Annotated in this window: 23 protein-coding genes and 1 riboswitch; of the genes, 16 read left to right on the plus strand and 7 right to left on the minus strand. The window is 61.9% G+C overall.

The genetic code is table 11. The features are described 5' to 3' along the window. Positions 1-115: 115 nt before the first annotated feature. Genes LIS66_RS02325 through LIS66_RS02335 form a run of 3 tightly spaced genes read left to right on the plus strand, consistent with a single transcriptional unit; the run spans position 116 to position 2,635 of the window. Positions 116-1,090, plus strand: a complete 975-nt coding sequence (locus LIS66_RS02325) for a glycosyltransferase (protein ID WP_064363163.1) — start codon at positions 116-118, stop codon at positions 1,088-1,090. Next, positions 1,091-1,777, plus strand: a complete 687-nt coding sequence (locus tag LIS66_RS02330; RefSeq protein ID WP_042607770.1) for a hypothetical protein — start codon at positions 1,091-1,093, stop codon at positions 1,775-1,777. 57 nt (positions 1,778-1,834) lie between these two features. Further along, positions 1,835-2,635: a hypothetical protein gene (locus LIS66_RS02335; protein WP_042607771.1), complete on the plus strand. Its 801-nt coding sequence runs from the start codon at positions 1,835-1,837 to the stop codon at positions 2,633-2,635. On the opposite strand, the gene LIS66_RS02340 is transcribed toward LIS66_RS02335, so the two are convergent. The 4 genes from LIS66_RS02340 to LIS66_RS02355 all read right to left on the minus strand — a co-directional run bounded on the left by LIS66_RS02340 (position 2,632) and on the right by LIS66_RS02355 (position 6,145). After that, a complete protein-coding gene (locus LIS66_RS02340) occupies positions 2,632-3,597 on the minus strand; it encodes a metal ABC transporter ATPase (RefSeq protein WP_227973534.1) in 966 nt (321 codons plus the stop codon). The two genes, LIS66_RS02335 and LIS66_RS02340, sit on opposite strands and share 4 nt — an antisense overlap. A 31-nt stretch (positions 3,598-3,628) precedes the next feature. Then, positions 3,629-4,441 carry an aldo/keto reductase gene (locus tag LIS66_RS02345; protein ID WP_227973535.1) on the minus strand — a complete coding sequence of 271 codons (813 nt, stop codon included), beginning with the start codon at positions 4,439-4,441 and terminating at the stop codon, positions 3,629-3,631. Next, entirely contained in the window at positions 4,438-5,613 is a 1,176-nt protein-coding gene (locus LIS66_RS02350; protein ID WP_116657173.1) for an NAD(P)/FAD-dependent oxidoreductase, read from the minus strand. Before LIS66_RS02350 ends, LIS66_RS02345 begins: the two co-directional genes overlap by 4 nt. A 199-nt stretch (positions 5,614-5,812) precedes the next feature. Continuing rightward, on the minus strand, positions 5,813-6,145 hold the full coding sequence (locus LIS66_RS02355) for a DMT family transporter (RefSeq protein ID WP_042607775.1): 333 nt from the start codon (positions 6,143-6,145) through the stop codon (positions 5,813-5,815). Positions 6,146-6,253: 108 nt separating this feature from the next. Here LIS66_RS02355 and LIS66_RS02360 point away from each other — a divergent pair, with 108 nt between their 5' ends. Next, complete coding sequence (locus LIS66_RS02360) at positions 6,254-7,150, plus strand: LysR family transcriptional regulator (RefSeq protein ID WP_042607776.1); 897 nt, start codon at positions 6,254-6,256, stop codon at positions 7,148-7,150. A gap of 11 nt (positions 7,151-7,161) precedes the next feature. Beyond that, positions 7,162-8,436, plus strand: a complete 1,275-nt coding sequence (waaA, locus tag LIS66_RS02365; RefSeq protein WP_227973536.1) for a lipid IV(A) 3-deoxy-D-manno-octulosonic acid transferase — start codon at positions 7,162-7,164, stop codon at positions 8,434-8,436. A gap of 91 nt (positions 8,437-8,527) precedes the next feature. Here the strand turns inward: waaA and LIS66_RS02370 are convergent, their stop codons facing one another. Next, positions 8,528-9,961 (minus strand): TolC family outer membrane protein, encoded by a 1,434-nt coding sequence (locus LIS66_RS02370; protein ID WP_227973537.1) that lies wholly within the window; start codon positions 9,959-9,961, stop codon positions 8,528-8,530. A gap of 206 nt (positions 9,962-10,167) precedes the next feature. Further along, positions 10,168-10,273, plus strand: a riboswitch (TPP riboswitch). A 145-nt stretch (positions 10,274-10,418) separates the two neighbouring features. Between LIS66_RS02370 and thiC the strand changes: the two genes are divergently transcribed. After that, positions 10,419-12,308, plus strand: coding sequence for a phosphomethylpyrimidine synthase ThiC (gene thiC / locus LIS66_RS02375; RefSeq protein WP_123419877.1), 1,890 nt, complete (start codon positions 10,419-10,421; stop codon positions 12,306-12,308). A gap of 195 nt (positions 12,309-12,503) precedes the next feature. Next, entirely contained in the window at positions 12,504-13,796 is a 1,293-nt protein-coding gene (gene cytX, locus LIS66_RS02380) for a putative hydroxymethylpyrimidine transporter CytX (RefSeq protein ID WP_227973538.1), read from the plus strand. On the opposite strand, the gene LIS66_RS02385 is transcribed toward cytX, so the two are convergent. After that, a complete protein-coding gene (locus LIS66_RS02385) occupies positions 13,765-14,511 on the minus strand; it encodes an RsiV family protein (RefSeq protein WP_227973539.1) in 747 nt (248 codons plus the stop codon). The two genes, cytX and LIS66_RS02385, sit on opposite strands and share 32 nt — an antisense overlap. A 227-nt stretch (positions 14,512-14,738) precedes the next feature. Here LIS66_RS02385 and LIS66_RS02390 point away from each other — a divergent pair, with 227 nt between their 5' ends. The 9 genes from LIS66_RS02390 to LIS66_RS02430 all read left to right on the plus strand — a co-directional run bounded on the left by LIS66_RS02390 (position 14,739) and on the right by LIS66_RS02430 (position 24,105). Next, entirely contained in the window at positions 14,739-15,356 is a 618-nt protein-coding gene (locus LIS66_RS02390) for an NUDIX domain-containing protein (protein WP_024011344.1), read from the plus strand. Beyond that, positions 15,347-15,799, plus strand: coding sequence for a DUF1249 domain-containing protein (locus LIS66_RS02395; RefSeq protein ID WP_016771972.1), 453 nt, complete (start codon positions 15,347-15,349; stop codon positions 15,797-15,799). Before LIS66_RS02390 ends, LIS66_RS02395 begins: the two co-directional genes overlap by 10 nt. 97 nt (positions 15,800-15,896) lie before the next feature. After that, a complete protein-coding gene (gene cpdA, locus LIS66_RS02400; protein ID WP_227973540.1) occupies positions 15,897-16,712 on the plus strand; it encodes a 3',5'-cyclic-AMP phosphodiesterase in 816 nt (271 codons plus the stop codon). 157 nt (positions 16,713-16,869) lie between these two features. Continuing rightward, positions 16,870-17,478 (plus strand): YqiA/YcfP family alpha/beta fold hydrolase, encoded by a 609-nt coding sequence (locus LIS66_RS02405; RefSeq protein WP_227973542.1) that lies wholly within the window; start codon positions 16,870-16,872, stop codon positions 17,476-17,478. 41 nt (positions 17,479-17,519) lie between these two features. Next, positions 17,520-19,427, plus strand: a complete 1,908-nt coding sequence (gene parE / locus LIS66_RS02410) for a DNA topoisomerase IV subunit B (RefSeq protein WP_024011346.1) — start codon at positions 17,520-17,522, stop codon at positions 19,425-19,427. Next, positions 19,427-20,416, plus strand: a complete 990-nt coding sequence (locus LIS66_RS02415; protein WP_227973543.1) for an esterase-like activity of phytase family protein — start codon at positions 19,427-19,429, stop codon at positions 20,414-20,416. Before parE ends, LIS66_RS02415 begins: the two co-directional genes overlap by 1 nt. Beyond that, positions 20,413-20,937: a retropepsin-like aspartic protease family protein gene (locus LIS66_RS02420; protein ID WP_227973544.1), complete on the plus strand. Its 525-nt coding sequence runs from the start codon at positions 20,413-20,415 to the stop codon at positions 20,935-20,937. Before LIS66_RS02415 ends, LIS66_RS02420 begins: the two co-directional genes overlap by 4 nt. A 7-nt stretch (positions 20,938-20,944) precedes the next feature. Then, entirely contained in the window at positions 20,945-23,209 is a 2,265-nt protein-coding gene (gene parC / locus LIS66_RS02425; protein ID WP_227973545.1) for a DNA topoisomerase IV subunit A, read from the plus strand. Positions 23,210-23,394: 185 nt separating this feature from the next. Continuing rightward, entirely contained in the window at positions 23,395-24,105 is a 711-nt protein-coding gene (locus tag LIS66_RS02430; protein ID WP_039756820.1) for a PqiC family protein, read from the plus strand. A 346-nt stretch (positions 24,106-24,451) separates the two neighbouring features. On the opposite strand, the gene LIS66_RS02435 is transcribed toward LIS66_RS02430, so the two are convergent. After that, positions 24,452-25,963 carry an AhpA/YtjB family protein gene (locus LIS66_RS02435; RefSeq protein ID WP_227973546.1) on the minus strand — a complete coding sequence of 504 codons (1,512 nt, stop codon included), beginning with the start codon at positions 25,961-25,963 and terminating at the stop codon, positions 24,452-24,454. Positions 25,964-26,012 lie beyond the last annotated feature (49 nt).

Raw genomic sequence — 26,012 nt, forward strand, 5'->3', positions numbered from 1 at the left:
CCGTTGTGTACTGCGTGTGAACGGATTTTGCCTTGGGGATCTCACCGTTTCCGTTGATGTTGGCAGGTTTGAATCCGCTGCGCTTGCCTGCCTACATTACGTGGTCGATTAATTTATGAAAGTCATGCTCCTGGTGATGGACGAACAGCGGGTCATTCTCGACCGGCTCTACGACATCGTGCAGCAGAACTGTGATGAATGTTTCATCTATCGTCTGAGCAAACAGCAGCAGATGAACCTGGGTGCGTTTCTGGCTTCAGTCGACTACCAGACCTTTGACCGCGTGGTGATTTTCTCCCGGGTCAAGCGACTGGCTCCGCAACTGCGGGTGCTCAAGTGCATTCCCGGGCTGGTCTTTCTTGAACACGACGCCTATCAGAACTACATGCCCGCCAGTAAGTACCGTGGCGTCTACTCGCGTTTGTACAGCCGCTTGCCAAGCTGCCGGGCCTTGGTGTCCGGCGCTGTTGTCGCGCGCAAGATGCTCGCCGAAGGCATCGATACGCTGTTCGTCTCCAAGGGCTACGACGAGCAGATGCTGCACAACACCGGTGTCGAACGAGACATTCCGATCGGCTTCCTCGGCAGCCTGAAAAGCACCGAGTACGCCGAGCGCAAGGCCATGCTCGAATCCCTCTCGCGGCGCACCGGCATGCTCGTGACCCGCACCCAATCAGGCGCCGAATACCTCGAAACCCTCAATCGCATCAAGATCTTCGTCAGCGCCGATATCGGCATGAACGAATTCATGATCAAGAACTTCGAGGCCATGGCGTGCGGCTGTGTGCTGCTGGCCTGGAGCCAAGGCGAAGAAGATCGCTTGCTCGGTTTCGAAGACATGCATAACACGGTGTTCTACCGCAGCGAAGACGAGGCGGTAGCAAAAATCAAAATGCTGCAGGACGACCCCGAACTGGCACAACGCATTGCCAGCAACGGCCAGGCGTTCGCCGAAAGTCGCTATTCGTTTGCGCGGGTCGGCCAGGCACTCGCCGAAGCCATCCAGCGTGAGATGCGCCCATGGCAGCCGCCGTCGGCGTTCACCCGGTTCTGGGTCAAATTGCGCTACGGCATGAAGGTGCCAGCCTGAATGACGGACGAATACATGGCGCTGGATGCGCTGCCCGGTGGCGACCAGTCGGTTTTGCAGGCCTTGCCCGATGCACTGCGTGAATGCATGAGTCGCGCCGCCCGAGTGGTGCTGATCGCCAATAATCCCGCCATTACCGCAGCCGACTTCGAGGCGCTGAACATCGGCGCCGATGATGTCGTCGTCAGTTTCAACCACTGCATCAAGGCGTCGCTGCTCAACGAGCAGAGCGTCAATCTCTTCGTGCACGGCTACAACGCGCCCGATGCCTATTTCTTCGGCTTGCCTGGCAATGCGGACGTACAGCGACTGTTCGACCGCGCGGCTCAGCGTTGCTTCACCATGCTGGTGGGGTGCGCGGCGCCGATGTGTCCACTGCCGCGCGTGGCGATGTATTGGGATCGCATCCCGTTGCCACCGCTGTGGAATTACCCGATCGACCGCCCGGGGGGCAAACGCTACGTCGGGCCGTCCACGGGCTTCAACACGCTGGTGCTGTTCGACTGGCTGCGCGGGCATGTCGGTTACACCTATCAGTTGATGACCCTGGGCTTTTCCAACGAGGCGGGGAAGCTGTGGGGCGGCCATGCCTGGGACTACGAGCGGGACTGGTTGCAGAAGTCCGATGTGATTGTCGTGCCGCTGCAACCCCGGCGCTGGTGGCAAAAACTGTTCAAGCGCAAATAAGCGGCGCCGCCGTCACGTGCCTGCCGGGCCGAACCATTTCTTCATAGGTGCAATCGAGTGTTGAAAATTGCCGTGGCATTTTTCGGGATTCCGAGGAATTCCCAGATTTGCTTCCCCTCCATCGAACAGAACGTATTGGCACAGTTGCCTGCGGGCAGCGACGTCCAGTGCTTTTATCACTTGTATAAAATCGATGAAGTGCAGAATTCGCGCTCCGGCGAGAAGGGCGAGCTGGCGGCCGACAACTATCGGCCCTTCGAGTCCATGCGCGGCGCGCTTACCTCGACCGACGGTGTGCTGGAGCGTTGGAATTTCGAGCAGGTCAAGGCACTGGGCGATACCTGGGCCGATGACTATGCATCGCTGCGCAACCTGATTTATCAGCTCAACTCGTTGCACACCGTCACCACCGAGATCGAGTCCTTCGATCCGGACTTTGTCGTGTTCGTGCGGCCGGACAATTTCTTCCACACCGCGCTGCCAGGCTACGTGTTCAACCACGTCGAGGCGCGGCGGCACAACGTCTATATCCCCGACTGGCAATGGTGGGGCGGTCTGAATGACCGTTTCGCCGTATGCGGGCGCGATACCTATGTCGCCTACGGCAAGCGCATCGAACGCATCTTCGATTTCTGCAAGGCGACCGGCCGCAAGCTGCACTCCGAGCGCTTGCTCAAATACGCGCTACTGGAGGCGGGCGCCAAGGTCTGCACACTGCCGATTCAGGCCTCCCGGGTGCGTATCACCGGGGCATTTGCCGAAGAGTCGTTCTCACCCAAGCGTGGCATGGGCAAGCGCGAAAACCGTTACTTTCACTTCTTCGCGACGTTGCGCACCTGGTGGGATCGCCGCCGCTAGCGGCTTGCGCGTTTCCTGCCCAGCCCGACCAGACGCAGTGCTTTGATGCTCAACTGCTTGAGGCCGGTGCGGGGTGCCTTGGCCGATTGCAGGCCCTGCTGCACCAACCAGTCCTTCCAGCGAATGCGCTCGTCGTGCACGACCCAGCCCTGTTGCGTCGCGAAGCTCTCGGCCAAATGAATGCCGCGGGTGCTGGCCGGTATCAGCTTGTCGCGTTTGAGGGTGAACAGCTCCGCAGTTGGCGCGCCGTCCTTGAGGGGCATCAGATACAGGTCTGGCCGCTTGCGGTCGAGCCGCGCGACCAATTGATCGCCCTCGAGGCGTTCATCGACATGAAACAGACTCAGGGACTTGGCTTCCTTGGGCACTTCCAGGCGCAAGTCGTAGATCAATTGCAGCGACGCCGTCGGTAGATGCACGTAGGCCCGTGGTCGCTCCAGCAATTGCAGGTTGGCGCAGCGCACCGGACGCGCCGAACCGGACAGCGGCGTCAGGCGAAACGGCAATGCCTCGCGATAATGCAGCGCAGCGGAGTAGGGCGCTGGCAGCCAAGTGTCGTTGAAACGCCCGCCGAGCCAGCCTTCCGGGGTTTCCAGCAGGCATTCTTCGGCAATTTCCTGAATCGCCGTGTGCAGCGGGATGTTCAATTCGTGGGCCGGCACGTAGCCGGAAATCAGCTTCAGCACCACGTCACCGCGATCCTGCCGACGTTGGCGCACCAGCACCCAGTAATCGCGGTTCTGCCAATGCAGGGTCAGGCGCACGGATACGCCGAGATTGGCCAGCTCCAGGGCAAAGCGCTCGCTGTCGGCAACGCTGACCGGTTTGCGCCGTTGCAGGGTCTGGGCGAAATTCAGCGGCATGCCGACGCTCTGATAGCTCAGGCCCTCGGGCGTGGCTTCGACGAACAGCGGCAGCGTCTTGAAGTTGCTCGGGTTCTTGCGGATGAGCGTGCGCGGCATATCGGCTCCTGCTTAAGGCCGCGGGGCGGCGTCAGTGACCACGCAGGACCTGGGCAACGGTCGCGGCGTTGTGGGCGAGGTGCAGCGGATTGATCGTGCCGACAATAGCACTGGCGACGCCCGGCTGAGCGAACAGCAACTCGAAGCTGGCGCGCACCGGATCGACTCCCGGACTCAGACAGACATGACCGCTGGCCAGGGCTTTTTTCACCAGAATGGCTTTGCCGTGGCCAGCAGCATAGTCAATGACTGCCTTTTCGTTTTGTTCGTTCAGATTGTAGGTGACCATCGCGCAGTCGCCTTGCTCCAGCGCCTTCAAGCCGCCTTCGACGGTTTTGCCGGAAAAACCGAAGCCGCGAATCTTGCCCTCGGCCTTAAGCGCCGCGAGGGTGGCGTACACCTCTTCGTGCTCGAGGATGGCCATGTCGTTACCATCGGAGTGCACCAGAATCAGATCGATAAAATCCGTTTCCAGACGTTGCAGGCTGCGCTCGACCGACATCCGCGTGTGCGCAGCGCTGAAGTCATGGCGTGACATGCCATCGGCAAACTCTTCGCCGACCTTGCTGACGATCACCCAGTCCTGACGCTGACCACGCAGCAGCGGGCCGAGGCGTTCTTCGCTGCGACCATAGGCCGGCGCAGTGTCGATCAGGTTGATGCCCAGGTCGCGCGCCTGGCGCAGCAGCATGCGCGCCTCGTCGTCGCCGGGAATCTGGAAACCGTTGGGGTATTTCACCCCTTGGTCGCGGCCGAGTTTGACCGTGCCCAGGCCCAGCGGCGAAACCGTCAGGCCGGTGCTGCCCAGCGGGCGATGGAGTTGGTGCAGAGTGGCGATGGTCATGGCAGCAGTTGCTCCCAGGCGGGCACGCCGAGCGGCGGTTTCGGCAACGGCGGCAACGGCTCGGTCGCTTGCGGCTGGATGCCGTCGTGTTGCAGCGAAGCGATGACCCGGTCGGCGAAGTCCGGCGCCAGTGCCAGTTTGGTCGGCCAACCGACGAGCAGACGACCTTCCTCGGCGAGGAACGCGTTGTCCGGGCGGGTCAGACCGGTCTGCAGCGGCTCGGCACGGTCAACCCGCAGGGTCGCCCACCGCGTGGTGCTGAGGTCGATCCACGGCAGCAATTGGGCGATTTCCTTTTGCGCGGTGGCGATCTGCTCGGCCGGCTCGCGGGCCACGCCTTCGCTTTCGGCGATATCGCCGCCCATGTACCAGACCCATTGGCCGTCAGCCGCCGGGTGCGTGGTCACGGTGATGCGCGGTTTGCTGCCGCCGCCCAGGCAGTGGGCGTACAGCGGTTTCAGGCCGGGGCCCTTGGCGAGGATCATGTGCAGCGGCCGGCGTTGCATGGCCGGCCGGCTCAGGCCCAGGGCTTCAAGCAATTGGGCCGTGCCGGCGCCAGCGCTGAGGACAATGCGCTGGGCGCGGATTTCGCGGCCATCGACTTTCAGGCCGACCAGTACGCCCGCCTCCAGCAGCGGCTCGATGACCTGACCGGCGAGCAGACCGTCACCGGCGAGATCAGCCAGGCGCTGGATCAGGCTTGGCACATCGACCACCAATTCGGCGAGACGGTAGACCTTGCCCTTGAAACGCTTGTCTTGCAGGGCCGGCGGCAGGTCGTCGCCCTTGACCTGATCGACCCGGCCACGCACGGCTTTGCTGGCGAAGAAACTGGTGAGGTTGCCCGCCAGCGTGCCCGGCGACCACAAGTAATGCGCCTCCGATAGCAGGCGCACACCGGACAGATCCAGCTCGCCAGTCCCGGCCAGCGCTTCACGCCAGCGGCGCGGCATGTCGGCGATCGCTTCCGAGGCGCCGGTCAGTGCACCGTGCAGCGCGTACTTGGCACCGCCGTGGATGATGCCCTGGGACTTCACGCTCTGCCCGCCGCCGAGGCTGGCGCTTTCCACCAGCACGGTCGAAAAACCCTGGCGGCGCAGGCGCGCATTCAGCCAGAGGCCGGCGACACCAGCGCCGACAATCAGAACGTCGGTGGAAATAACGGATGGCATGCAGCGACCTCAGTGTTCAAGACGAGGGCGCAGTATACAGACTCGGGAAAAGGACGGATTTGTCGATGATCAACTGGCTGAGCGCGAAACCTGTAGGAGTGAGCCTGCTCGCGATGGCGGTGTAGCAGACGACATAAATGTTGAATGACAGACCGCTATCGCGAGCAGGGTCACTCCTACAGGGGAGATGTGTTTGTCGTTAATGCCCGGCGGTCTTGGAAAACAGCTGGATCACGACGACGCCGAGCACAATCAGCGCCATCCCCAGCATCGCCGGTACGTCGAGCTTCTGCCCGTAGATGAACAGCGCCGCGACGCTGACCATGACGATGCCCATTCCCGCCCACACGGCGTAGGCAACGCCCACCGGTACAGTGCGCACCACCAGTGTCAGCATCCAGAATGCGATCCCGTAGCCGACGATGATCAGAATCAGTGGCAGTGGCGTGCTGAAGCCTTTGACCGCTTTCATCGAAACGGTGGCGATCACTTCGGCGCAGATGGCGATGGCCAGATAGACGTAGGCGTTCATGATTTCAATCCCTCAGATAAATCGTTGCTTGCTGAGGCGACATTCTAGGGGTTGCCCAGATGGGGTAAAGTCATTACCTATCTCCTCTGAAGATGGGTTGAAACAGGCATGCAATGGAATCTCGAGCAGTTGCGGGTATTTGTCGACGTCGCCGAGCAGCGTTCGTTTTCCGCCGTGGCGCGGCGGCAGCGCAAGGCGCAATCAGCAATCAGCAGCGCCGTTGCAATGCTCGAAGAGGATCTAGGCGTGAGCCTGTTCGAGCGCAGCAGTGGCCGCCAGCCGATTCTCACCGAGGCCGGCGAGGCATTGCTGGAAGAGGCCCGCGAAGTGTTGCGCCAGTGCGAGCGCCTCAATGGCCGCGCCATGGCCATGCTGCGCGGCCAGGAGGCGCAGCTGCGTGTGGCCCAGGACGAGGCGATGCCGTATCAGGCGCTGGTAGAAAGTTTCGGCGAGCTGGCCGAGCAGTTTCCCAGCCTGGAAGTGCAGTTGACCAGCGCCGCCCAAGGCGAAGTTGCGCGCAAACTGGTCGAGCGTCGCGCCGACCTCGGCCTGCTGTTCTATCACGATGAAATCCCCGAAGCCCTTGAGCGCCGCGTGCTGGGTCGTGTCGAGATGGTCACGGTGTGCGGCATCAATCACCCGCTGGCTCAGCAGTCTTACGTGACCTGTCAGCAACTGGCGCAGCACCGACAACTGCTGATGTCGACGCAGACCAGCGTCTATCCCGGCAACGAGCCGGCCAGCCCACAGGTGTGGCGCGCCGACAGCTTCTACGTGATGTCCGAATGGCTGGTTCGCGATCTCGGCTGGGCCTGGCTGCCGCGCCACGTTGTGCAGTATTCGGCGTATCAAGGCCAGATGATTGAACTCGACAGCGAATGGACGCCGCCGGCGCTGGTGGTGGAGCTGGTCTGGCGCCGCGACGAACCGCTCGGCCCGGCCGCGCGTTGGCTGGCGGAACGTTTTGCCGTGCACTTGCGGGCGATCGGTGACAAAAGCCGATAAACTCCGCCGCCATGAATAGAACTCTCTACACCGTGCTGTTTTACCTGGGGCTGCCATTGGTGGCGATTCGGCTGTGGCTGCGCGCGCGCAAGGCGCCGGCGTATGCCAAACGCATTGGCGAGCGCTTCACGCTTGGCATGCCGACCCTGCAGCCCGGTGGCATCTGGGTGCACGCGGTGTCGGTGGGCGAAAGCATTGCCGCCGCGCCGATGATCCGCGCGCTGCTGGAACGTCATCCGGCGCTGCCGATCACCGTGACCTGCATGACCCCGACCGGCTCGGAGCGGATTCAGGCGCTGTTTGCCAATGAGCCGCGCATCCAGCACTGCTATCTGCCGTATGACTTGCCGTGCGCAGCGGCAAGATTTCTTGATCGGGTGCAGCCCAAGCTTGCAGTGATCATGGAAACCGAGCTGTGGCCCAATCACATTCATCAGTGCGCGAAGCGCGGGATACCGGTGGCGCTCGCTAACGGACGCTTGTCCGAGCGTTCGGCGCGTGGTTATGGCCGCTTCAGCAAACTCACGGCGCCGATGCTGGCGGAAATGAGTTTGTTCGCCATACAGACCGAAGCCGAGGCCCAGCGCTTCCGTGATCTCGGCGCGCGTCCGCAAACAGTCGAAGTCACCGGCTCGATCAAGTTCGACCTGACCATCGACCCGCAACTGCTGCAACGCGCAGCCGAGTTGCGCAGCCAGTGGCAGGCACAGGACCGCCCGGTGTGGATCGCCGCCAGCACCCACGAAGGCGAAGACGAGGTGCTGCTTGATGCCCATCGTCGCTTGCTGAGCAGTCATCCCGATGCATTGTTGATTCTGGTGCCACGCCATCCGGAGCGCTTCAACACGGTGTTCGAACTGTGCCAGCGCGAAGGCTTCGCCACGGTGCGTCGTTCGACCGGGGCTAATGTCGATGCGCAGACGAGCGTGCTGCTCGGCGACACCATGGGCGAATTGCTGTTTCTCTATGCCTTGGCCGACAGCGCCTTTGTCGGCGGCAGTCTGGTTCCGAACGGCGGGCACAACCTGCTCGAACCTGCCGCGCTGGCAAAACCGGTGCTCAGCGGCCCGCACCTGTTCAACTTCCTCGATATCGCCGCGCAGATGCGCGAAGCCGGGGCGTTGGTCGAAGTCGATGACGCCGAAGGCGTGGCGATTGAAGTGCAGCGCTTGTTCGAATTGCCCCGCGATGCGCAGCGTATGGCTGAGGCCGGGCTGGCGGTGATGCGCCGCAATCAGGGCGCGTTGCAGCGGCTGCTGGATAGCTTGGGCAGATTGATCAAGTAAGCAAAAAGATCGCCGCTTTCGGCAGCACCTACAGGGAAATGCATTCCAACTGTAGGTGCTGCCGAAGGCGGCGATCTTTTGTTTTTAACGCTTAAGGCCGGGCTTTGAGCTGTGCTTCAGCAGCCTTGGCCAGATCCGGCGGCAGGAAGTCCTTGTCCGGGTTGTAGTCGGCTTTCAGATAGCGCCGCAGATCTTCCAGATCACCCGGATTCAACGTCCCCGCCGCTTGCTTCAGGCGCAGGTTGTCGAGGATGTAGTCGTAGCGGGTGTTGTTGTAGTTGCGCACCGAGGTGTAGAGCTGGCGCTGCGCATCAAGGACGTCGACGATGTTGCGCGTGCCGACCTGATAACCGATTTCCGTGGCTTCCACGGCGCTCTGGTTGGAGATGATCGACTGGCGGCGCGCCTGCACCTGCTCGACGTCGGTGTTCACCGCGCGGTGCAGATTGCGGGTGTTTTCCACCACCTGCCGGCGCAGCGATTCGCGCTGCTGTTCGCTCTGATCGAGTTGCGCATAGGACTGACGTACTTGCGAACTGGTCAGCCCGCCGCTGTAGATCGGGATGTTCAGTTGCAGGCCCAGGGTGCTCTGCTCGACGTTGCCGCCGTAGGGCACGCCGAAGGAATTCGGGTTGCCGAAACCCAGTGCGTCGTTGTCGCCTTTCTCGTATCTCGCCACCGCGTCGAGGGTCGGCAAGTGGCCGGCCTTGCGCTGCTTGAGCGTCTGCTCGGCGGAGCTGACCGCGTAGTTGCTGGCGAGCAGATTGAGGTTCTGCCGCGCCGCCGTGTCGACCCAGGATTTCGCATCGTTGGGCGCTGGCGGCAGGATCGGCAGGGTATGGACGATGCCTTGAATCGAGTTGTACTGACGGTTGGTCAGGGTGATCAACGCCTCGAAGGCGTCATCGACCTGACGCTGGGCGACGATGCGGTTGGCCCGTGCGGTGTCGTAACTGGCTTGCGATTGCAGCACATCAGTCTTGTCCGAGAGGCCGACATCGAAGCGCTCGTTGGACTGGTCGAGCTGACGTTTGAACGCCGCTTCTTCAGCCTTGGTCGAGGCCAGATTGTCCTGGCTGCGCAGTACGTTGAAGTAGCTTTCGGCTGATTGCAGGATCAGGTTCTGCTCGGTGGCCGACAGTTGCAGCGCGGCCTGCTCGTTGACGTCTTTGGCCGCTTGATACTGAAACCAGCGATCGGCGCGGAACAGCGGCTGCGCCAGCGTCGCCTGATAGGAATGCGCGCTGCGGTTGGCGATGGCCGAGGGCTGATCGATCGAGGTACGTACGTCGGCGACTTCGGCGCCACCGGACAGGTTCGGCAGCAGACCGGCGCGGGCCTGGGGCACTACTTCTTTCTGCGCACTGTACTGGGCGCGGGCCGCCGCCAGATCGGCGTTATTGTCGACCGCTTCCTGATAGACGCTGACCAGATCGGTTCTGGTCGACAAGGGTGCTTCCGCTGCCCAGGCCATTGTGTTGGACGCACAGGACACGGCAACAGCCAGTGAAAGTTTGCGCAGCATGAGGCGATCCCTAGCATGAATATTATGGAAGTAATCCGGGCGCCAAAGGTAAGGCGCAGCCCGCGCAGCGTCAAGGCTGAGCCGGGCCAAGCGAGTGTAGTTGCGCATTGCTCCGGCAACAATCGGGCAAGCCTGTGTATTTACGCCATTCATCAAGGCGTTCGTTGCGGTGTTGGCGTTCCCCGGCGGTTGTGTCTAGACTGGCCGGGTTCTTGTCGGGGTGCCTTGCTATGAGGCTGAGATCGAATAATTTCGGATCCCGTTGAACCTGATCAGGTTAGCGCCTGCGTAGGGAACAAGATTTCTCGTCACCCGGCGAGTCCTCTTGTGCTTCGTCCGGGATATTGTTCGACAATCGAACGCTCGTGACGAATGCACAGCACCGGTCCTGGTGCGTCCGTGCCTTTCAGGTTCTGCTCCGACAATCCACTGCTGGATGCTGTCTGGAGAGCCCGTGATGACAACAAAAGAAAATAACGCGATCAACCTCAGTGACTCGGCCAGGGTCGACGAGCAATCGGTCAAGCCGTTCACCCGTTCGCAAAAAATCTACGTTCAGGGCTCGCGCCCGGACATCCGCGTGCCGATGCGCGAAATCAGCCTCGATGTAACCCCGACCGACTTCGGCGGCGAGATCAACGCGCCCGTCACTGTCTACGACACTTCCGGCCCGTACACCGATCCGAATGTCATCATCGATGTGCGCAAAGGTCTGGCCGATGTGCGTTCGGCGTGGATCGATGATCGCGGCGACACCGAGCGCCTCGCCGGTCTGAGCTCCAACTTCGGCCGCGAACGCCTGGCCGATCCGGAACTGACCAAACTGCGCTTCGCCCACGTCAACAACCCGCGCCGCGCCAAGGCCGGGCACAACGTCACGCAGATGCATTACGCACGGCAGGGCATCATCACGCCCGAGATGGAGTTCGTGGCCATCCGCGAAAACATGAAGCTGGAAGTGGCTCGCGCCGCCGGCCTGCTCGATCAGCAACACCCCGGCCACAGCTTCGGCGCCAGCGTGCCGAAGATCATTACCCCGGAATTCGTCCGCGACGAGATCGCCCGTGGCCGCGCAATCATCCCGGCCAACATCAACCACACTGAACTGGAACCGATGATCATCGGGCGTAACTTCCTGGTGAAGATCAACGGCAACATTGGCAACAGCGCCCTGGGTTCTTCGATCGAAGAAGAAGTGGCGAAACTGACCTGGGGCATTCGCTGGGGCGCGGACAACATCATGGACTTGTCCACCGGCAAGCACATTCATGAAACCCGCGAGTGGATCATCCGCAACTCGCCTGTGCCGATCGGCACCGTACCGATTTATCAGGCACTGGAAAAAGTCGGCGGCGTTGCTGAAGACCTGACCTGGGAGTTGTTCCGCGACACGCTGATCGAACAGGCCGAACAGGGCGTCGACTACTTCACCATCCATGCCGGCGTGCTGCTGCGTTACGTGCCATTGACCGCCAAACGCGTGACCGGCATCGTCTCGCGTGGCGGTTCGATCATGGCCAAGTGGTGCCTGGCGCATCACAAGGAAAACTTCGCCTACACCCATTTCGAAGAAATCTGCGAAATCATGAAGGCCTACGACGTCAGCTTCTCGCTCGGCGACGGCCTGCGTCCGGGCTCGATTGCCGACGCCAACGACGCCGCGCAATTCGGTGAGCTGGAAACCCTCGGCGAGCTGACCAAGATCGCCTGGAAGCACGATGTGCAAACCATGATCGAAGGCCCGGGCCATGTGCCGATGCAGTTGATCAAAGAGAACATGGACAAGCAGCTCGAATGCTGCGACGAGGCGCCGTTCTACACCCTCGGCCCGCTGACGACCGACATCGCCCCGGGTTACGACCACATCACGTCCGGCATCGGTGCGGCAATGATCGGCTGGTTCGGTTGCGCGATGCTCTGCTACGTGACCCCGAAGGAGCACTTGGGCCTGCCGAACAAGGATGACGTGAAAACCGGGATCATCACTTACAAGATCGCCGCGCACGCAGCGGACTTGGCCAAGGGGCATCCCGGCGCGCAGATTCGCGACAATGCGCTGAGCAAGGCGCGTTTCGAATTCCGTTGGGAGGACCAGTTCAACCTCGGCCTGGATCCGGATACCGCGCGTTCCTATCACGACGAGACCCTGCCGAAGGACTCGGCCAAGGTCGCGCATTTCTGCTCGATGTGCGGGCCGAAATTCTGCTCGATGAAGATCACCCAGGAAGTCCGCGAATACGCGGCCAACCAGCGCATCGATGCGGTCGACGTGGACGTCGCCAAAGGCCTCGCGGAGCAGGCCGAGCGGTTCAAGAAGGAAGGCAGTCAGCTGTACAAGAAAGTCTGACCGAGCGGCGTTCACCTGTGGCGAGGGAGCTTGGTCCCGCTGGCCTGCGAAGCAGGCCCAAAATCAGTCACCGCGTTCTGGCAGTCAGAATCGTGGTGACCGGATGGGCGGCTGCTTCGCAGCCGAGCGGGAGCAAGCTCCCTCGCCACAAGGGTGATCAGCGACCCAAAACAATAAGCTCCCTGAGATATTCCTGTGAACATTCAACCCGGCACCTACTCCCCCGATCTCGCCGTCCCCGCTGCAAAGCGTGTCTTCGGCGGGCGCGATCTGTTTTCCCTGTGGTTCTCCCTCGGCATCGGTCTGATGGTTTTGCAGACCGGCGCATTGCTCGCGCCGGGCCTGGGCCTGTCCGGCTCGTTGCTGGCGATTTTCCTTGGCACGCTGGTGGGCGTACTGCTGCTGGCTGCGGTCGGCGTGATCGGCAGCGACACCGGCCTGTCGTCGATGGCGGCGCTGAAGCTCAGCCTCGGCCGCAAAGGTGCGAGCCTGCCGGCATTGCTCAATCTGCTGCAACTGATCGGCTGGGGCTCGTTCGAAATCATCGTCATGCGCGATGCCGCCAGCCTGCTCGGCACCCGAGCGTTCAGCGAAGGCTCGCTGTGGGCCAATCCGATGCTGTGGACGCTGTTTTTCGGTGCGCTGGCGACCTTGCTTGCCGTGAGCGGGCCGTTGACGTTCGTGCGGCAGATTCTGCGCAAGTGGGGCATCTGGCTGCTGCTCGCGGCGTGCCTGTGGCTGACCTGGAACCTGTTCGCCAAAGCCGACCTCCCGGCACTGTGGGCGCGTGCCGGTGACGGTTCGATGCCATTCGCCGTGGGCTTCGACATTGCCATCGCCATGCCGCTGTCGTGGCTGCCGCTGATTGCCGATTACTCGCGTTTCGGCAAGCGCGCGAAGAACGTTTTCGGTGGCACGGCGGTGGGTTTCTTCATCGGCAATTTCTGGCTGATGAGCCTTGGCGTCGCCTATACCCTGGCGTTTGCCCCGAGTGGAGAAGTCAACGCGTTGTTATTGGCTCTGGCGGGCGCCGGTCTGGGCATTCCGCTGCTGCTGATTCTGTTGGATGAGTCGGAAAATGCTTTCGCCGATATTCATTCGGCGGCGGTTTCCAGCGGGATTCTGTGGCGTCTGAAAGTCGAGCATCTGGCCCTGGCCATTGGCGTGATCTGCACGCTGATTGCCCTGCTGGCGCCATTGGCGCAGTACCAGAATTTCCTGCTGCTGATCGGCTCGGTGTTCGCGCCGCTGTTCGGCGTGGTGCTGGTCGATCACTTCATCCTGCGCAAGCGCAGTGCGCAGGTCGCGTCAGCCGCATTGCGCTGGCCGGCGTTGCTGGCGTGGCTGGGTGGGGTCAGCACTTACCACTTGCTGGCGAATCTGTACCCGGAGGTCGGCGCCACCCTGCCGGCGCTGGTGCTGGCAGGGCTGCTGCAACTCCTCCTGGGCCGGGCTTTCAGTTACGGCCGGGAAACAGCTCAGGCTTGAGAATGCCGTTCAGGCGCGGATAAGGAATCTTCAGTTCGACGTGGCCCAGCGCGTAAGGTGCAATGGTGGTCACGTCGTACTTGAGGATCACGCCGCCGTAGGTCAGTGCTACGTGCGGGGTTTTGACGAACGGCCAGTTCGCGACGAATTCAGCCTCCTGATCGAGTTTGGTGCTGATCAGCCAGCTGTTGTGCGCCACTTGCGCGGCGTTCCAGAACGCCTCTTCCTGACCCGGCAGCAACATGTCCGACAGATTCAGCACCTTGTGCTGCTGGCGCGAATAGTTGATGAAGCCGCGACCCGGGTTGCCATGGGCGCCGCCGGTGTCGAGGTAACTCGACAGCTCGATGATCACCAGTCCGTCATGCTGCTCGCGTACTTTTGCTTGCAGGTAGCTGCTGTTGCGCGGGCCGGCGCTGGCCAGGAACTGCTCGCGGTAGGCGGCCAGGGTTGGCGCTACGGGTGCGTTCTTCTCGGTGCGGGTCATTTGCAGCAGACGCTTTTCGATGATGCCGTCCAGTGCCGGCTCATCCGGGAAGCGCAGGGTGTCGATGTTCACCAACGGGCAATCGGGGTTGGAACAGCCGGGTTTGAGTTGTTCCGAGGCGTCGCGGGTGGTTTCCAGCGGCGTGCGGTAGTTGGGCTGGAACAGGCTGGCACACGCGCCCAGAGTCAGGGCAATAGCGGCCACAGAGGCGATTTTGAAAAGCGACATGGGCGTCCTTTCGAAAGCAGGGGAAGGCGAAAAGTTACCGCTTCGACTCTCAACGAGGCAGTCAGTTCGCCACTAAGCTAATTAGAGTGGGTTTCACCGTCACCGTCCATCCCGCTGACGGTAAAGGGGCTGCATCAAACGGTGCGGGCGCGTTAGGATGGCGCGAAGTCGAGGTTGCCGGTTGTACTCAGAAACCTCGTAATGGATGTGCAGTAAAGAGGATGATTATGACTGACTTTGCCAACGCCATTCCGACCGCCGTCGATATCGTGCGGCGCGAAAAATGCTACGAGGGCTTCTACAAGCTCGACCGTGTGCACCTGCGCCATGAATTGTTCGCCGGTGGCATGAGTCGCGAGATCAACCGTGAAATCTTCGTGCGCCACGATGCCGTGTGCGTGTTGCCTTACGATCCGCAGCGCGATGAGGTGGTGCTGATCGAGCAGTTTCGCGTCGGCGCCATGGGCAAGGCCGACAACCCGTGGCTGGTCGAACTGGTCGCCGGTCTGATCGACAAGGATGAGCAACCGGAAGAAGTTGCTCACCGCGAGGCGCAGGAGGAAGCTGGGCTGGACATCAAGGCGTTGTGGCCGATGACCAAGTATTTCCCGTCGCCGGGTGGCAGCAACGAGTTCGTGCATTTGTATCTGGGGCGTTGCAGCACCGACGGCGTCGGCGGTCTGCACGGGCTGGAAGAAGAGGCCGAAGACATTCGCGTTACGGTCTGGGCATTCGAAGATGCCTTGCAGGCCGTTCGTGACGGACGTATTGCCAACGCGGCGAGCATCATCGCCTTGCAGTGGCTGGCGCTGAACCGCGCCGAAGTGAGGGGGTTATGGTCGTAAACAAGCTGCGCGATCGTTATCGGGTTGACCTCGTGGGGCTGCAAGCCGCCTGCGAGGCCAACTACGCGCGCCTGATGCGACTGCTGCCGGACATGCGCAACGAACCCGAGGCGCGGCGTATCGCTGTGACCCAGGGCGAGCAGATGCTCGGCGTGCTCGCCCTCGAAGTGCTGCAGACCTGCCCGTACACCACGACCTTGCAGGTGCGCCAGGAGCACAGCCTGCCGTGGTTGCCGGTGCCGCAACTTGAGGTGCAGGTCTATCACGACGCGCGCATGGCCGAAGTGGTCAGCGCCGAACATGCACGACGCTTTCGCGGCATCTATCCTTACCCGAACGCCGCCATGCATCAGCCTGATGAGAAGGCCCAGCTCAATGTGTTCCTGGGCGAATGGCTGAGTCATTGCCTGGCGTTGGGGCACGAGTACGAAGTCGTTCGCTAGTTGTGAACTGCGTCCGCTTCGGCGGTTTCCCCTTTGTGTCATCCCCCAGCATAATTGCCGCACCCATTCATTGCGTGCCTTAGCCCGGGAGAACGCTTTGTCCAGCGTATCGACATTGACCAGCGCCGACCCGGCACTGCTCGTGCAGTTGTCCGACAGCCACTTGTTCGCCGAAGCGGACGGCAAGCTGCTGGGCATGAAGACCCGCGAGAGCCTGCAAAAAGTCATCGACCTGGTGTTGGGGCAACAGCCGCGGATCGATCTGGTGCTGGCCACCGGAGATATTTCCCAGGACGGCACGCTGGGGTCGTATCAGGCCTTTCGCCAACTGAGCGCGCAGATCGATGCGCCAGCGCGCTGGCTTCCCGGCAATCACGACGAGCCGATGGTCATGGCCGAGGCGGCGGTGCAGAGCACGTTGCTGGAGCCTGTGGTCGATATCGGCAATTGGCGGGTGACGATGCTCGACTCAGCCGTGCCGGGCTCGGTACCGGGCTATCTGCAGGACGATCAATTGCAGTTGCTGGCGCGCTCGCTGAGCGAAGCGCCGGAGCGTCATCATCTGGTGTGCTTGCATCATCATCCGGTGTCGATCGGCTGCGCGTGGATGGAGCCGATCGGCCTGCGCAACCCGGAAGCGTTCTTTGAAGTGCTGGATCGCTTTCCTCAGGTTCGCGCGGTGTTGTGGGGGCATGTGCATCAGGAAATCGATCGTGACCGCAATGGCGTGCGCTTGATGGCCTCGCCTTCGACGTGCATCCAGTTCGAGCCGGGGAGTGCGGATTTCAAGATCGGCGAGCAGGCGCCGGGGTATCGGTGGTTGCGGTTGTTGCCGGATGGGGGGTTGGAAACCGGGGTTGAGCGCGTTACCGGATTCGACTTTCAGGTTGATTACGGTTCCGAAGGTTACTGAGACCCCACAGGCCGCTTCGCGAGCAGGCTCGCTCCCACATTGAAACGCGTTTCCCTGTGGGAGCGAGCCTGCTCGCGAAGGCGACCGCACAAACACCCACGATTGCTCTGACTCCCTGTAAACTCCGCTATCTTTCGCCGACAGCCAGGGAGCTCAAATGTCCGGTTCGATCCTCTATATCCACGGTTTCAACAGCGCGCCGGCCTCGAAGAAGGCCTGTCAGCTGGTCGCGGTCATGGAGCAGCTGGGTTTGAGCGGGCAATTGCGCGTGCCGGCGCTGCATCACCATCCGCGCGAAGCCATCGGTCAGCTCGAGCAGGCAATCGCCGAGCTGGGCCGGCCGTTGCTGGTGGGAAGTTCGCTCGGCGGCTACTATGCGACTCACCTGGCCGAGCGCCATGGCCTGAAAGCCTTGCTGGTCAACCCGGCGGTCAGCCCGCACCGGATGTTCGATGGTTATCTGGGCACGCAGAAAAACCTCTATACCGATGAAACCTGGGAACTGACCCACGACCACGTCACGGCGCTGGCGGAACTGGAAGTGCCGGCGCCGCAGGATCCGCAGCGTTATCAGGTCTGGTTGCAAACCGGCGACGAAACGCTGGATTATCGCCTCGCCCAACAGTATTACCGCGCCTGTGCCTTGCGCATCCAGGCTGGCGGCGACCACAGTTTCCAGGGCTTTGCCGGGCAATTGCCGGCGTTGCTGAGTTTTGCCGGCATGGCTGCCGATATGTATCAGGCAATCGATTTCACCACGCTGTGAAGTCTTGCCCCTCTTTCATGAATGACTGACGACGAGACCTTATGGCCACTCCCAGCGCTAGTTCTTATAACGCCGACGCCATCGAAGTCCTCTCGGGCCTCGACCCGGTGCGCAAACGCCCCGGCATGTACACCGACACCAGTCGGCCGAACCACCTCGCCCAGGAAGTCATCGACAACAGCGTCGACGAGGCCCTGGCCGGCCACGCCAAATCGGTGCAGGTCATCCTGCACGCCGACCATTCGCTGGAAGTCAGCGACGACGGCCGTGGCATGCCCGTCGACATTCACCCGGAAGAGGGTGTGTCCGGCGTTGAACTGATCCTCACCAAACTGCACGCGGGCGGCAAGTTTTCCAACAAGAACTACCAGTTCTCCGGCGGTCTGCACGGCGTGGGTATTTCCGTGGTCAACGCGCTGTCCACCGAAGTGCGCGTGCGGGTCAAACGTGACGGCAACGAATACCAGATGACCTTCAAGGACGGCTTCAAGGCCTCCGAGCTGGAAATCGTCGGCACCGTTGGCAAGCGCAATACCGGCACCAGCGTGTACTTCGCGCCGGATCCGAAATACTTCGATTCGCCGAAATTTTCCATCAGCCGCCTCAAGCACGTGCTCAAGGCCAAGGCAGTACTGTGCCCTGGGCTGCTGGTCAGCTTCGAAGACAAAGGTACCGGCGAGAAAGTCGAGTGGCATTACGAAGACGGCCTGCGCTCCTATCTGGTGGATGCGGTCAGCGAATTCGAGCGCCTGCCGAACGAGCCATTTTGCGGCGCCTTCGCCGGTAATAAAGAAGCGGTCGACTGGGCGCTGCTGTGGCTGCCGGAAGGCGGCGACGCGGTGCAGGAAAGCTACGTCAACCTGATCCCGACCGCGCAGGGCGGTACCCACGTCAATGGTTTGCGTCAGGGCCTGCTCGATGCGATGCGCGAGTTCTGCGAGTTCCGCAGCCTGCTGCCGCGCGGCGTGAAGCTGGCGCCGGAAGACGTCTGGGAACGCATCGCGTTCGTCCTGTCGATGAAAATGCAGGAACCGCAATTCTCCGGCCAGACCAAAGAACGTCTGTCATCCCGGGAAGCGGCGGCGTTCGTCTCCGGTGTGGTCAAGGATGCGTTCAGCCTGTGGCTCAACGCCAACCCGGAAACCGGTCTGGCCCTGGCCGAACTGGCGATTAACAACGCTGGCCGTCGCCTCAAGGCGAGCAAGAAGGTCGAGCGCAAACGCGTCACTCAAGGCCCGGCGCTGCCCGGCAAACTGGCTGACTGCGCCGGGCAGGACCCGATGCGTTCCGAGCTGTTTCTGGTCGAGGGTGATTCCGCCGGCGGTTCGGCCAAGCAGGCGCGGGACAAGGAATTCCAGGCGATCCTGCCTTTGCGCGGCAAGATCCTCAACACTTGGGAAGTCGACGGCAGCGAAGTACTCGCCAGCCAGGAAGTGCACAACATCGCCGTGGCCATCGGCGTCGATCCGGGCGCGGCGGACATGAGCCAGTTGCGCTACGGCAAGATCTGCATCCTCGCTGACGCCGACTCGGACGGTCTGCACATCGCCACGCTGCTTTGCGCTCTGTTCGTCCAGCACTTCCGCCCGTTGGTGGATGCCGGTCACGTCTATGTGGCGATGCCGCCGCTGTACCGCATCGACCTCGGCAAAGAGATCTACTACGCCCTCGACGAAGCCGAGCGCGACGGTATTCTCGATCGCCTGGTGGCCGAGAAGAAGCGCGGCAAGCCACAGGTCACCCGATTCAAGGGTCTGGGTGAAATGAACCCGCCGCAACTGCGTGAAACCACCATGGACCCGAACACTCGGCGTCTGGTGCAGTTGACGCTGGGCGAAGACTTCGCCGAAACCTCGGAAATGATGGACATGCTGCTGGCGAAGAAGCGCGCCGGCGACCGCAAATCCTGGCTGGAATCCAAAGGCAACCTCGCCGAGGTGCTGGCCTGATGCAGTTTGGCTGGGCCTTGGCGGGTGCGTTGCTGCTGAGTGCGCTGAGCGTGTCGGCCGAGCCGTTGCAGGAACTGCGCGTGCTCTCCGAGCACCCGGTCGAGGGCATGCGCGGCGGCAACCTGTCGGGTCTGGCCATGTGCGGCAATGAACTGTGGACGGTGTCCGATCGCGATGACGAGCAGATCTACCGGCTCGATACCCGCGATCCGGTCTGGCAAGCGCAAACCGTGCACATCGACGTGCCGCCGGTGCCCGAAAGCGGCTTGCCTTGGGGCTTGAGCTCGCGTACCTGGGCGGCGTCGTTCATTCGCGGTGGCGATCTGGATTTCGAAGGCATCAGTTGCGACAGCGCTGGCAATCGCTACATCGTCAGCGAGGCTCACGCAGCAGTATTGCAGGTGCCGGTCAGCGGCCCGGCAAACTGGCTGAAGATCTCGCCGCTGCTGGTTCGCGAGGCGCGGGCGAGCGGCCTGCTGCTGAAGTTCAATTCGATCTTCGAGGGCCTGGCGATCAACCCGGCCGGTGATCAGATGTGGCTGGCCGCCGAACGGCAAAAGCGCGGCCTGCTGCTGATCAAGCGCCAGCAGACGGTGTGGGATTGCGACGGTCGCTGCGTGCTGCTCAGTGAGGGCGGCAAGGAGATGCAGCCGCCACAGTTTCCCAAGGCGAAAGCGGTTCATCGCGACTTTTCCGACATTTCATTGTTCAACGGCAAGCTGTTTACTCTTGAACGCAACGTTTATGAGATCTGTCGTCGCGATGCACAGACGACCAAGGTCGAGAAATGCTGGTCGTATGCCGATGAACTGTTGCAGGAAAAACGTCGCTACTCGCAGAACTACGGGCTGGAAGAAGCGCTGATCGTTGACGCCGAGGGCGCGTGGATCGGCGTCGATAATAATTTCGGCCCGCGAGCCGACGGCGAGGCCCGCCCGGTGGTCTGGCGCTTCGCCGCACCGGACGGTGGCTGGAGCGCCAGGCCATGAGCGGGCAACCGCCGGGCAAGCGTGCCGGTCGGGTGTTGATGGTTCTCGCCTGGTGCGCGGCGCTGTTTCTCGCGACGAAATTTTTCGGGCAGTGGGAACAGCGCCAGCAGAATCCGAACATCGTGGTCACGTCGGAGCAGGGCGAAGGCTTTATCGAGGTGAAACTGGCGAGCAATGCCCAAGGGCATTTTGTCGCCAGCGGCCAGATCAACGGCGAGCCGGTCGAGTTCATGCTCGACACCGGCGCCACCGATGTCGCGATTCCCGCGGATCTGGCCAAGCGTTTGAAACTGCAAGAAGGTTTCGGCGTGACCCTGAGCACGGCCAATGGCCTGAGCCAGGGTTATCGAACGAAGATTGCCCGCCTGCAATTGGGCGACATTGTGCTGCGGGATGTCCGCGCATTGGTGGCGCCGGGGCTGCATGGCGATCAGGTGCTGCTCGGCATGAGCGCCCTGAACAAACTTGAATTTACCCAGCGCGGTGGCACCATGCTGCTGCGCCAGACAACGAACCGATGAGGCCCGCATGAGCGACTCCCTTGATCTCAGCCTGGACGGTGTAGAACGCCGCTCGCTGGCTGACTTCACCGAAAATGCCTACCTCAACTACTCCATGTACGTGATCATGGACCGCGCCTTGCCGCATATCGGCGACGGCCTGAAACCGGTACAGCGGCGTATCGTCTACGCCATGAGCGAGCTGGGGCTGGATGCCGATTCCAAGCACAAGAAATCGGCGCGTACCGTCGGTGACGTGCTCGGCAAGTTCCACCCCCACGGCGATTCGGCGTGCTACGAAGCAATGGTGCTGATGGCGCAGCCGTTCAGCTATCGCTACACGCTGGTCGACGGCCAGGGCAACTGGGGTGCGCCGGACGATCCGAAGTCCTTCGCCGCCATGCGTTACACCGAAGCGCGGCTGTCGCGCTATTCCGAGGTGCTGCTCAGCGAACTCGGTCAGGGCACCGCTGACTGGGGCCCGAACTTCGACGGCACCCTGCAGGAACCGCTGGTGTTGCCGGCACGCCTGCCGAACATTCTGCTCAACGGCACCACCGGTATCGCCGTAGGCATGGCCACCGATGTGCCGCCGCACAACCTGCGCGAAGTCGCCACTGCCTGCGTGCGCCTGCTCGATGAGCCGAAAGCCACGGTCGAGCAGCTCTGCGAACACATTCAGGGGCCGGACTATCCGACCGAAGCGGAAATCATCACGTCGCGCGCCGACCTGCTGAAAATGTACGAAACCGGCAAGGGCTCGGTGCGTATGCGCGCCGTGTACCACGTCGAGGACGGCGACATCATCGTCACCGCGCTGCCGCATCAGGTCTCCGGGGCCAAGGTGCTGGAGCAGATCGCCGCGCTGATGCAGGCCAAACCGTCGAAAGCACCGCAGATTGCCGATCTGCGCGACGAATCCGACCACGAAAACCCGTGCCGCATCGTGATTATCCCGGTCAACAGCCGCGTCGATCACGAAGCGCTGATGCAGCATCTGTTCGCCAGCACCGAGCTGGAGTCGACCTACCGGGTCAACGTCAACATCATCGGTCTGGACGGCAAGCCGCAGCTGAAAAACCTCCGCGCCTTGCTGGTCGAATGGCTGGAATTCCGTGTGCTGACCGTGCGTCGCCGCCTGCAATTCCGCCTCGACAAGGTCGAGCGTCGCCTGCACCTGTTGGACGGTTTGCTGATCGCCTACCTCAATCTGGATGAAGTGATCCACATCATCCGTACCGAGGAGCACCCGAAAGCCAAACTGATCGAGCGTTTCGCCCTCAGCGAGATTCAGGCCGACTACATCCTCGACACCCGTTTGCGGCAGTTGGCGCGACTGGAAGAGATGAAGCTGCGCGACGAGCAGGACGAACTGCTCAAGGAACAAGCCAAGCTGCAAGCCCTGCTGGGCAGCGAAGCCAAGCTGAAGAAACTGGTGCGCACCGAGCTGCTCAAAGACGCCGAAACCTATGGCGACGACCGCCGCTCGCCGATCGTCGAGCGCGCCGAAGCCAAGGCGCTGAGCGAACACGATCTGCTGCCGAACGAAAAAGTCACCGTCGTGTTGTCGGAAAAAGGCTGGGTACGTTCGGCCAAGGGCCATGACATCGACGCCACCGGTCTGTCCTACAAGGCGGGCGACGGCTTCAAGACCTCGGCGGCGGGGCGCTCCAACCAGTTTGCCGTGTTCATCGACTCCACCGGCCGCAGCTATTCGGTCGCCGCTCACACCTTGCCGTCGGCCCGTGGCCAGGGCGAGCCGTTGACCGGCCGCCTGACGCCGCCACCGGGTGCTTCGTTTGAATGCGTGCTGATGCCCGAGGACGATGCGCTGTACGTGATCGCGTCGGATGCCGGTTACGGTTTCGTGGTCAAAGGTGAAGACCTGCAAGCCAAGAACAAGGCTGGCAAGGCTTTGTTGAGTCTGCCAAACAACGCCAAGGTCATCGCACCGCGCCCGGTCGCCGATCGTGAGCAGAACTGGCTGGCCTCGGTCACGACCGAAGGTCGCCTGCTGATCTTCAAGATCAGCGATCTGCCACAATTGGGTAAGGGCAAAGGCAACAAGATCATCGGTATTTCCGGTGAGCGCGTGGCCAGCCGCGAAGAATATGTCACGGACATCGCCGTCCTGCCGGAAGGCGCCACCCTGGTGTTGCAGGCTGGCAAACGGACCCTGTCGCTGAAGGCCGACGACCTCGAGCACTACAAAGGTGAGCGTGGACGTCGCGGAAACAAACTTCCGCGTGGCTTCCAGCGGGTGGATGCGCTGCTCGTCGAAAACCTCAATTAGGCTGGAACGCCTTCCTAGAGCGTTCGATCTGCGATTAAACGCGTAGATCGACGCTTTGGCGCTGGAGTCGGAACGCATATTCACGGATGATATGGCCTTTCAAGCGCCGGCGTGGTCGAGCGTTCTTCATATTTATTGAGTATTTTCACTGTGGTCAGCCTTGTGGCGGCCACCTGGACGGGATGATGACTGCTCTACGCCCCCTTATTTTGTTGCTCGCCGGCGTTCTTGGCCTGGCGGGTTGCAGCGTTCACCAGCCGGTGTCGCTGTATCAACTGGACAGCGGAAGTCCGGTTCAGCCTGCGCAAAGCGCGGGCATGGCGGTTTTGCTGGGGCCGGTGGTTGTGGCCGATTACCTTCAGCGCGAAACCCTGCTGCAACGTCAACCGGACGGCAGCCTGCAAGCGGCGACCGACGGTCGTTGGGCTGGCAGCCTTTCGTCGGATATCGATCAGTTGCTGATGCGTCAGGTCGCCGGTCACCTGGACAGCCAGCGTGTGGTCCTGGCGCCTGCTACCGCCGGATTCACGCCGGATGTGCAGGTGCTGCTGACCATCACCCGTCTGGACTCGGGTGCGAAACAACCGGCGATTCTCGATGCGCAATGGCGTTTGATCGATCGTCGCGGCAAGGTGCGCGATAACCGCATCATTCATCTGCAGGAATTGCACGCTGGCAGCACCGCTTCGCAGGTGCAGGCGCAGGGGATCCTGTTGCAGCGTCTGGCCGAGCAACTGTCGGTGGCACTCAAGCCACTCGCCAACCAGCCGCCAGTGGCCGAGGCCCCGCGTAAAGCCGCGCCGAAACCTGCAGCGCCGGCGGCGGATGCCGAGAAGCAACCGAAGATTCCGATGGCCTCGCCGATTCGTACCGATATGGAAGTGTTTCGCTTCTGAGGCTGGAACGAGTCAGAACAGAGCCCGCCTTGTGCGGGCTTTGTTGTGTCTGGAGGTGGGGTGGAAGATCAAAGCCCCTCACCCTAGCCCTCTCCCGGAGGGAGAGGGGACCGACCGAGGTGTCTGGCGTCTTACATCCACCTGAAAGATCTTGGCGATTATGGATTCAAAGCAGGGCGTTCAAGTCGGTGTAACTCTGGAATCTCCCCCAATCAGTCCCCTCTCCCTCCGGGAGAGGGCTAGGGTGAGGGGCTTTCAGTGATGCACACGATTCCAATAACGCCGCACACAAAAAAGCCCGCAGACAATCACTCGTCTGCGGGCTTTTGCGTATCAGGCCCAAGCCTTACGCCCGGCGCTCATGCATCCGCGCCAGTTGCCGCTCGAGCATCGACGGATAAGGCTCCATCAACCGCTCGACACAGCAAGCGCCTTCAGGGCTGGCGATCGGCCGGATCCGCGCACGTTGGCGGATCAGCGCGTCATCGCTGATCTTGCGCTCGACCAGCAGCAGGTTGCGGCTGTGCTGCGACAAGGCCAGTGCATCCTGGGCCGAATCGGTCAGCAGCAGATCAATCTGGCTCAGACCGAACAACTCATCGCCCAAGGTCAGGCCAAGCTGCAGTTGCAGGGTGATGCCGCTGTCCGCGACCTCGATCTGCAACTGATGACCCAGTGCCCGCAGCAGTTCGCCGCAGCAGATGGCGTTGGTCAGGTAGTCGTCGCCGCAATCTTCGGTGTGGAACAGCAGCAGCGTGCTGCCATCGTTGAGGGTTTCGATTTCGCCCTGATACAGCGAAGCCGCCTGCTCGAGGCAGTCGCGATAGCGTTCCTGCAATTCTTCCAGACGTGCGCGAGGCAAGCGGCGCAGTTGTTCCTGCGAACCCAGTTGCACGGCCAGTACCGCAGTGTGCTGTGGCACGTCAGGGGTCGGTTTGCGCGTCAGCGGTTGTGCGGCGCCGGTGATCGATTCGTCGCGCAGGTCGGCGAAAGCGTCATCGTCATCATCGTCTTCGACGGTGCTGACCAAGTGACGCGGCGCCGGTTTCTTCGCGGCCAGCGGGCGGCTTTCGTCGAAGCTCGGATCACGCAGGTTACGCACCTCGAATTCCGGCTCGTCTTCATCCTCGGCGAATTCCGGCTCGGGTTCAGGCTCATGCTCGGGTTCCGGGGCGTAGCTGGCGTGCAGCTGGCGCGCCAGATCGCCGATTTCATCCTGACGATCGATGCCCGGGGTGTGCGCGTCGATCCGGCGCAGCCACACACGCAATTGCAGCAGCGGCGTCGACAGATAACGCCCCATGCGCAGGCTCAGGGCCAGCGACAGTGCCAGCAGAATCGCGCTCAAAATCCCCATGCTCTGCAGGCTGATGGTCATCGGCTGCTGGAACTGATCCATGTCCAGGCTGATGCGCAGTTGCCCGGCGGTCACGTCCTGAAAAGTGATCTTGCTCTCGTACATGCCCTCGGCTTCGCCCAACAGGCTGTGCTTGGGCCGCTGACCGGACTCGGCGAGGATACGGTTATCCACACTGTAGATCGCCGCATGGGCCACCAGTTTGTTCTTGGTCAGGTTGTTGAGCAGCACGTTGAGGCTGAGGATGTCATTGGACACCAGCAGCTCGGTGGCGGAGGTGGCGGTCTGCGTGGTCAGGCTTTCGCCCAGCGCATCGGCCTGCTCGTGCATGGCCTGCTTGAATTGCAGCCCCATCACCCCGGCATAGATCACCAGGGCCAGAGCGACCAGGATCACGTTGTGGCTGGCAATGCGCAATGCAATCGGTACACGGCGGTGGCGCAGTGCACGGAAGATCAGCAGGAAGAAGTTATCGGTTTTGACTGGCGTGGGCCGGTTCACTTGAGCTCGGCTCTTTGTCCGTGAAGTTGACGCGCAGTATAGCGACAGG

This window comes from Pseudomonas sp. HN2 (assembly GCF_020736465.1).
GTDB classification, from domain to species: Bacteria; Pseudomonadota; Gammaproteobacteria; order Pseudomonadales; family Pseudomonadaceae; genus Aquipseudomonas; species Aquipseudomonas moraviensis_A.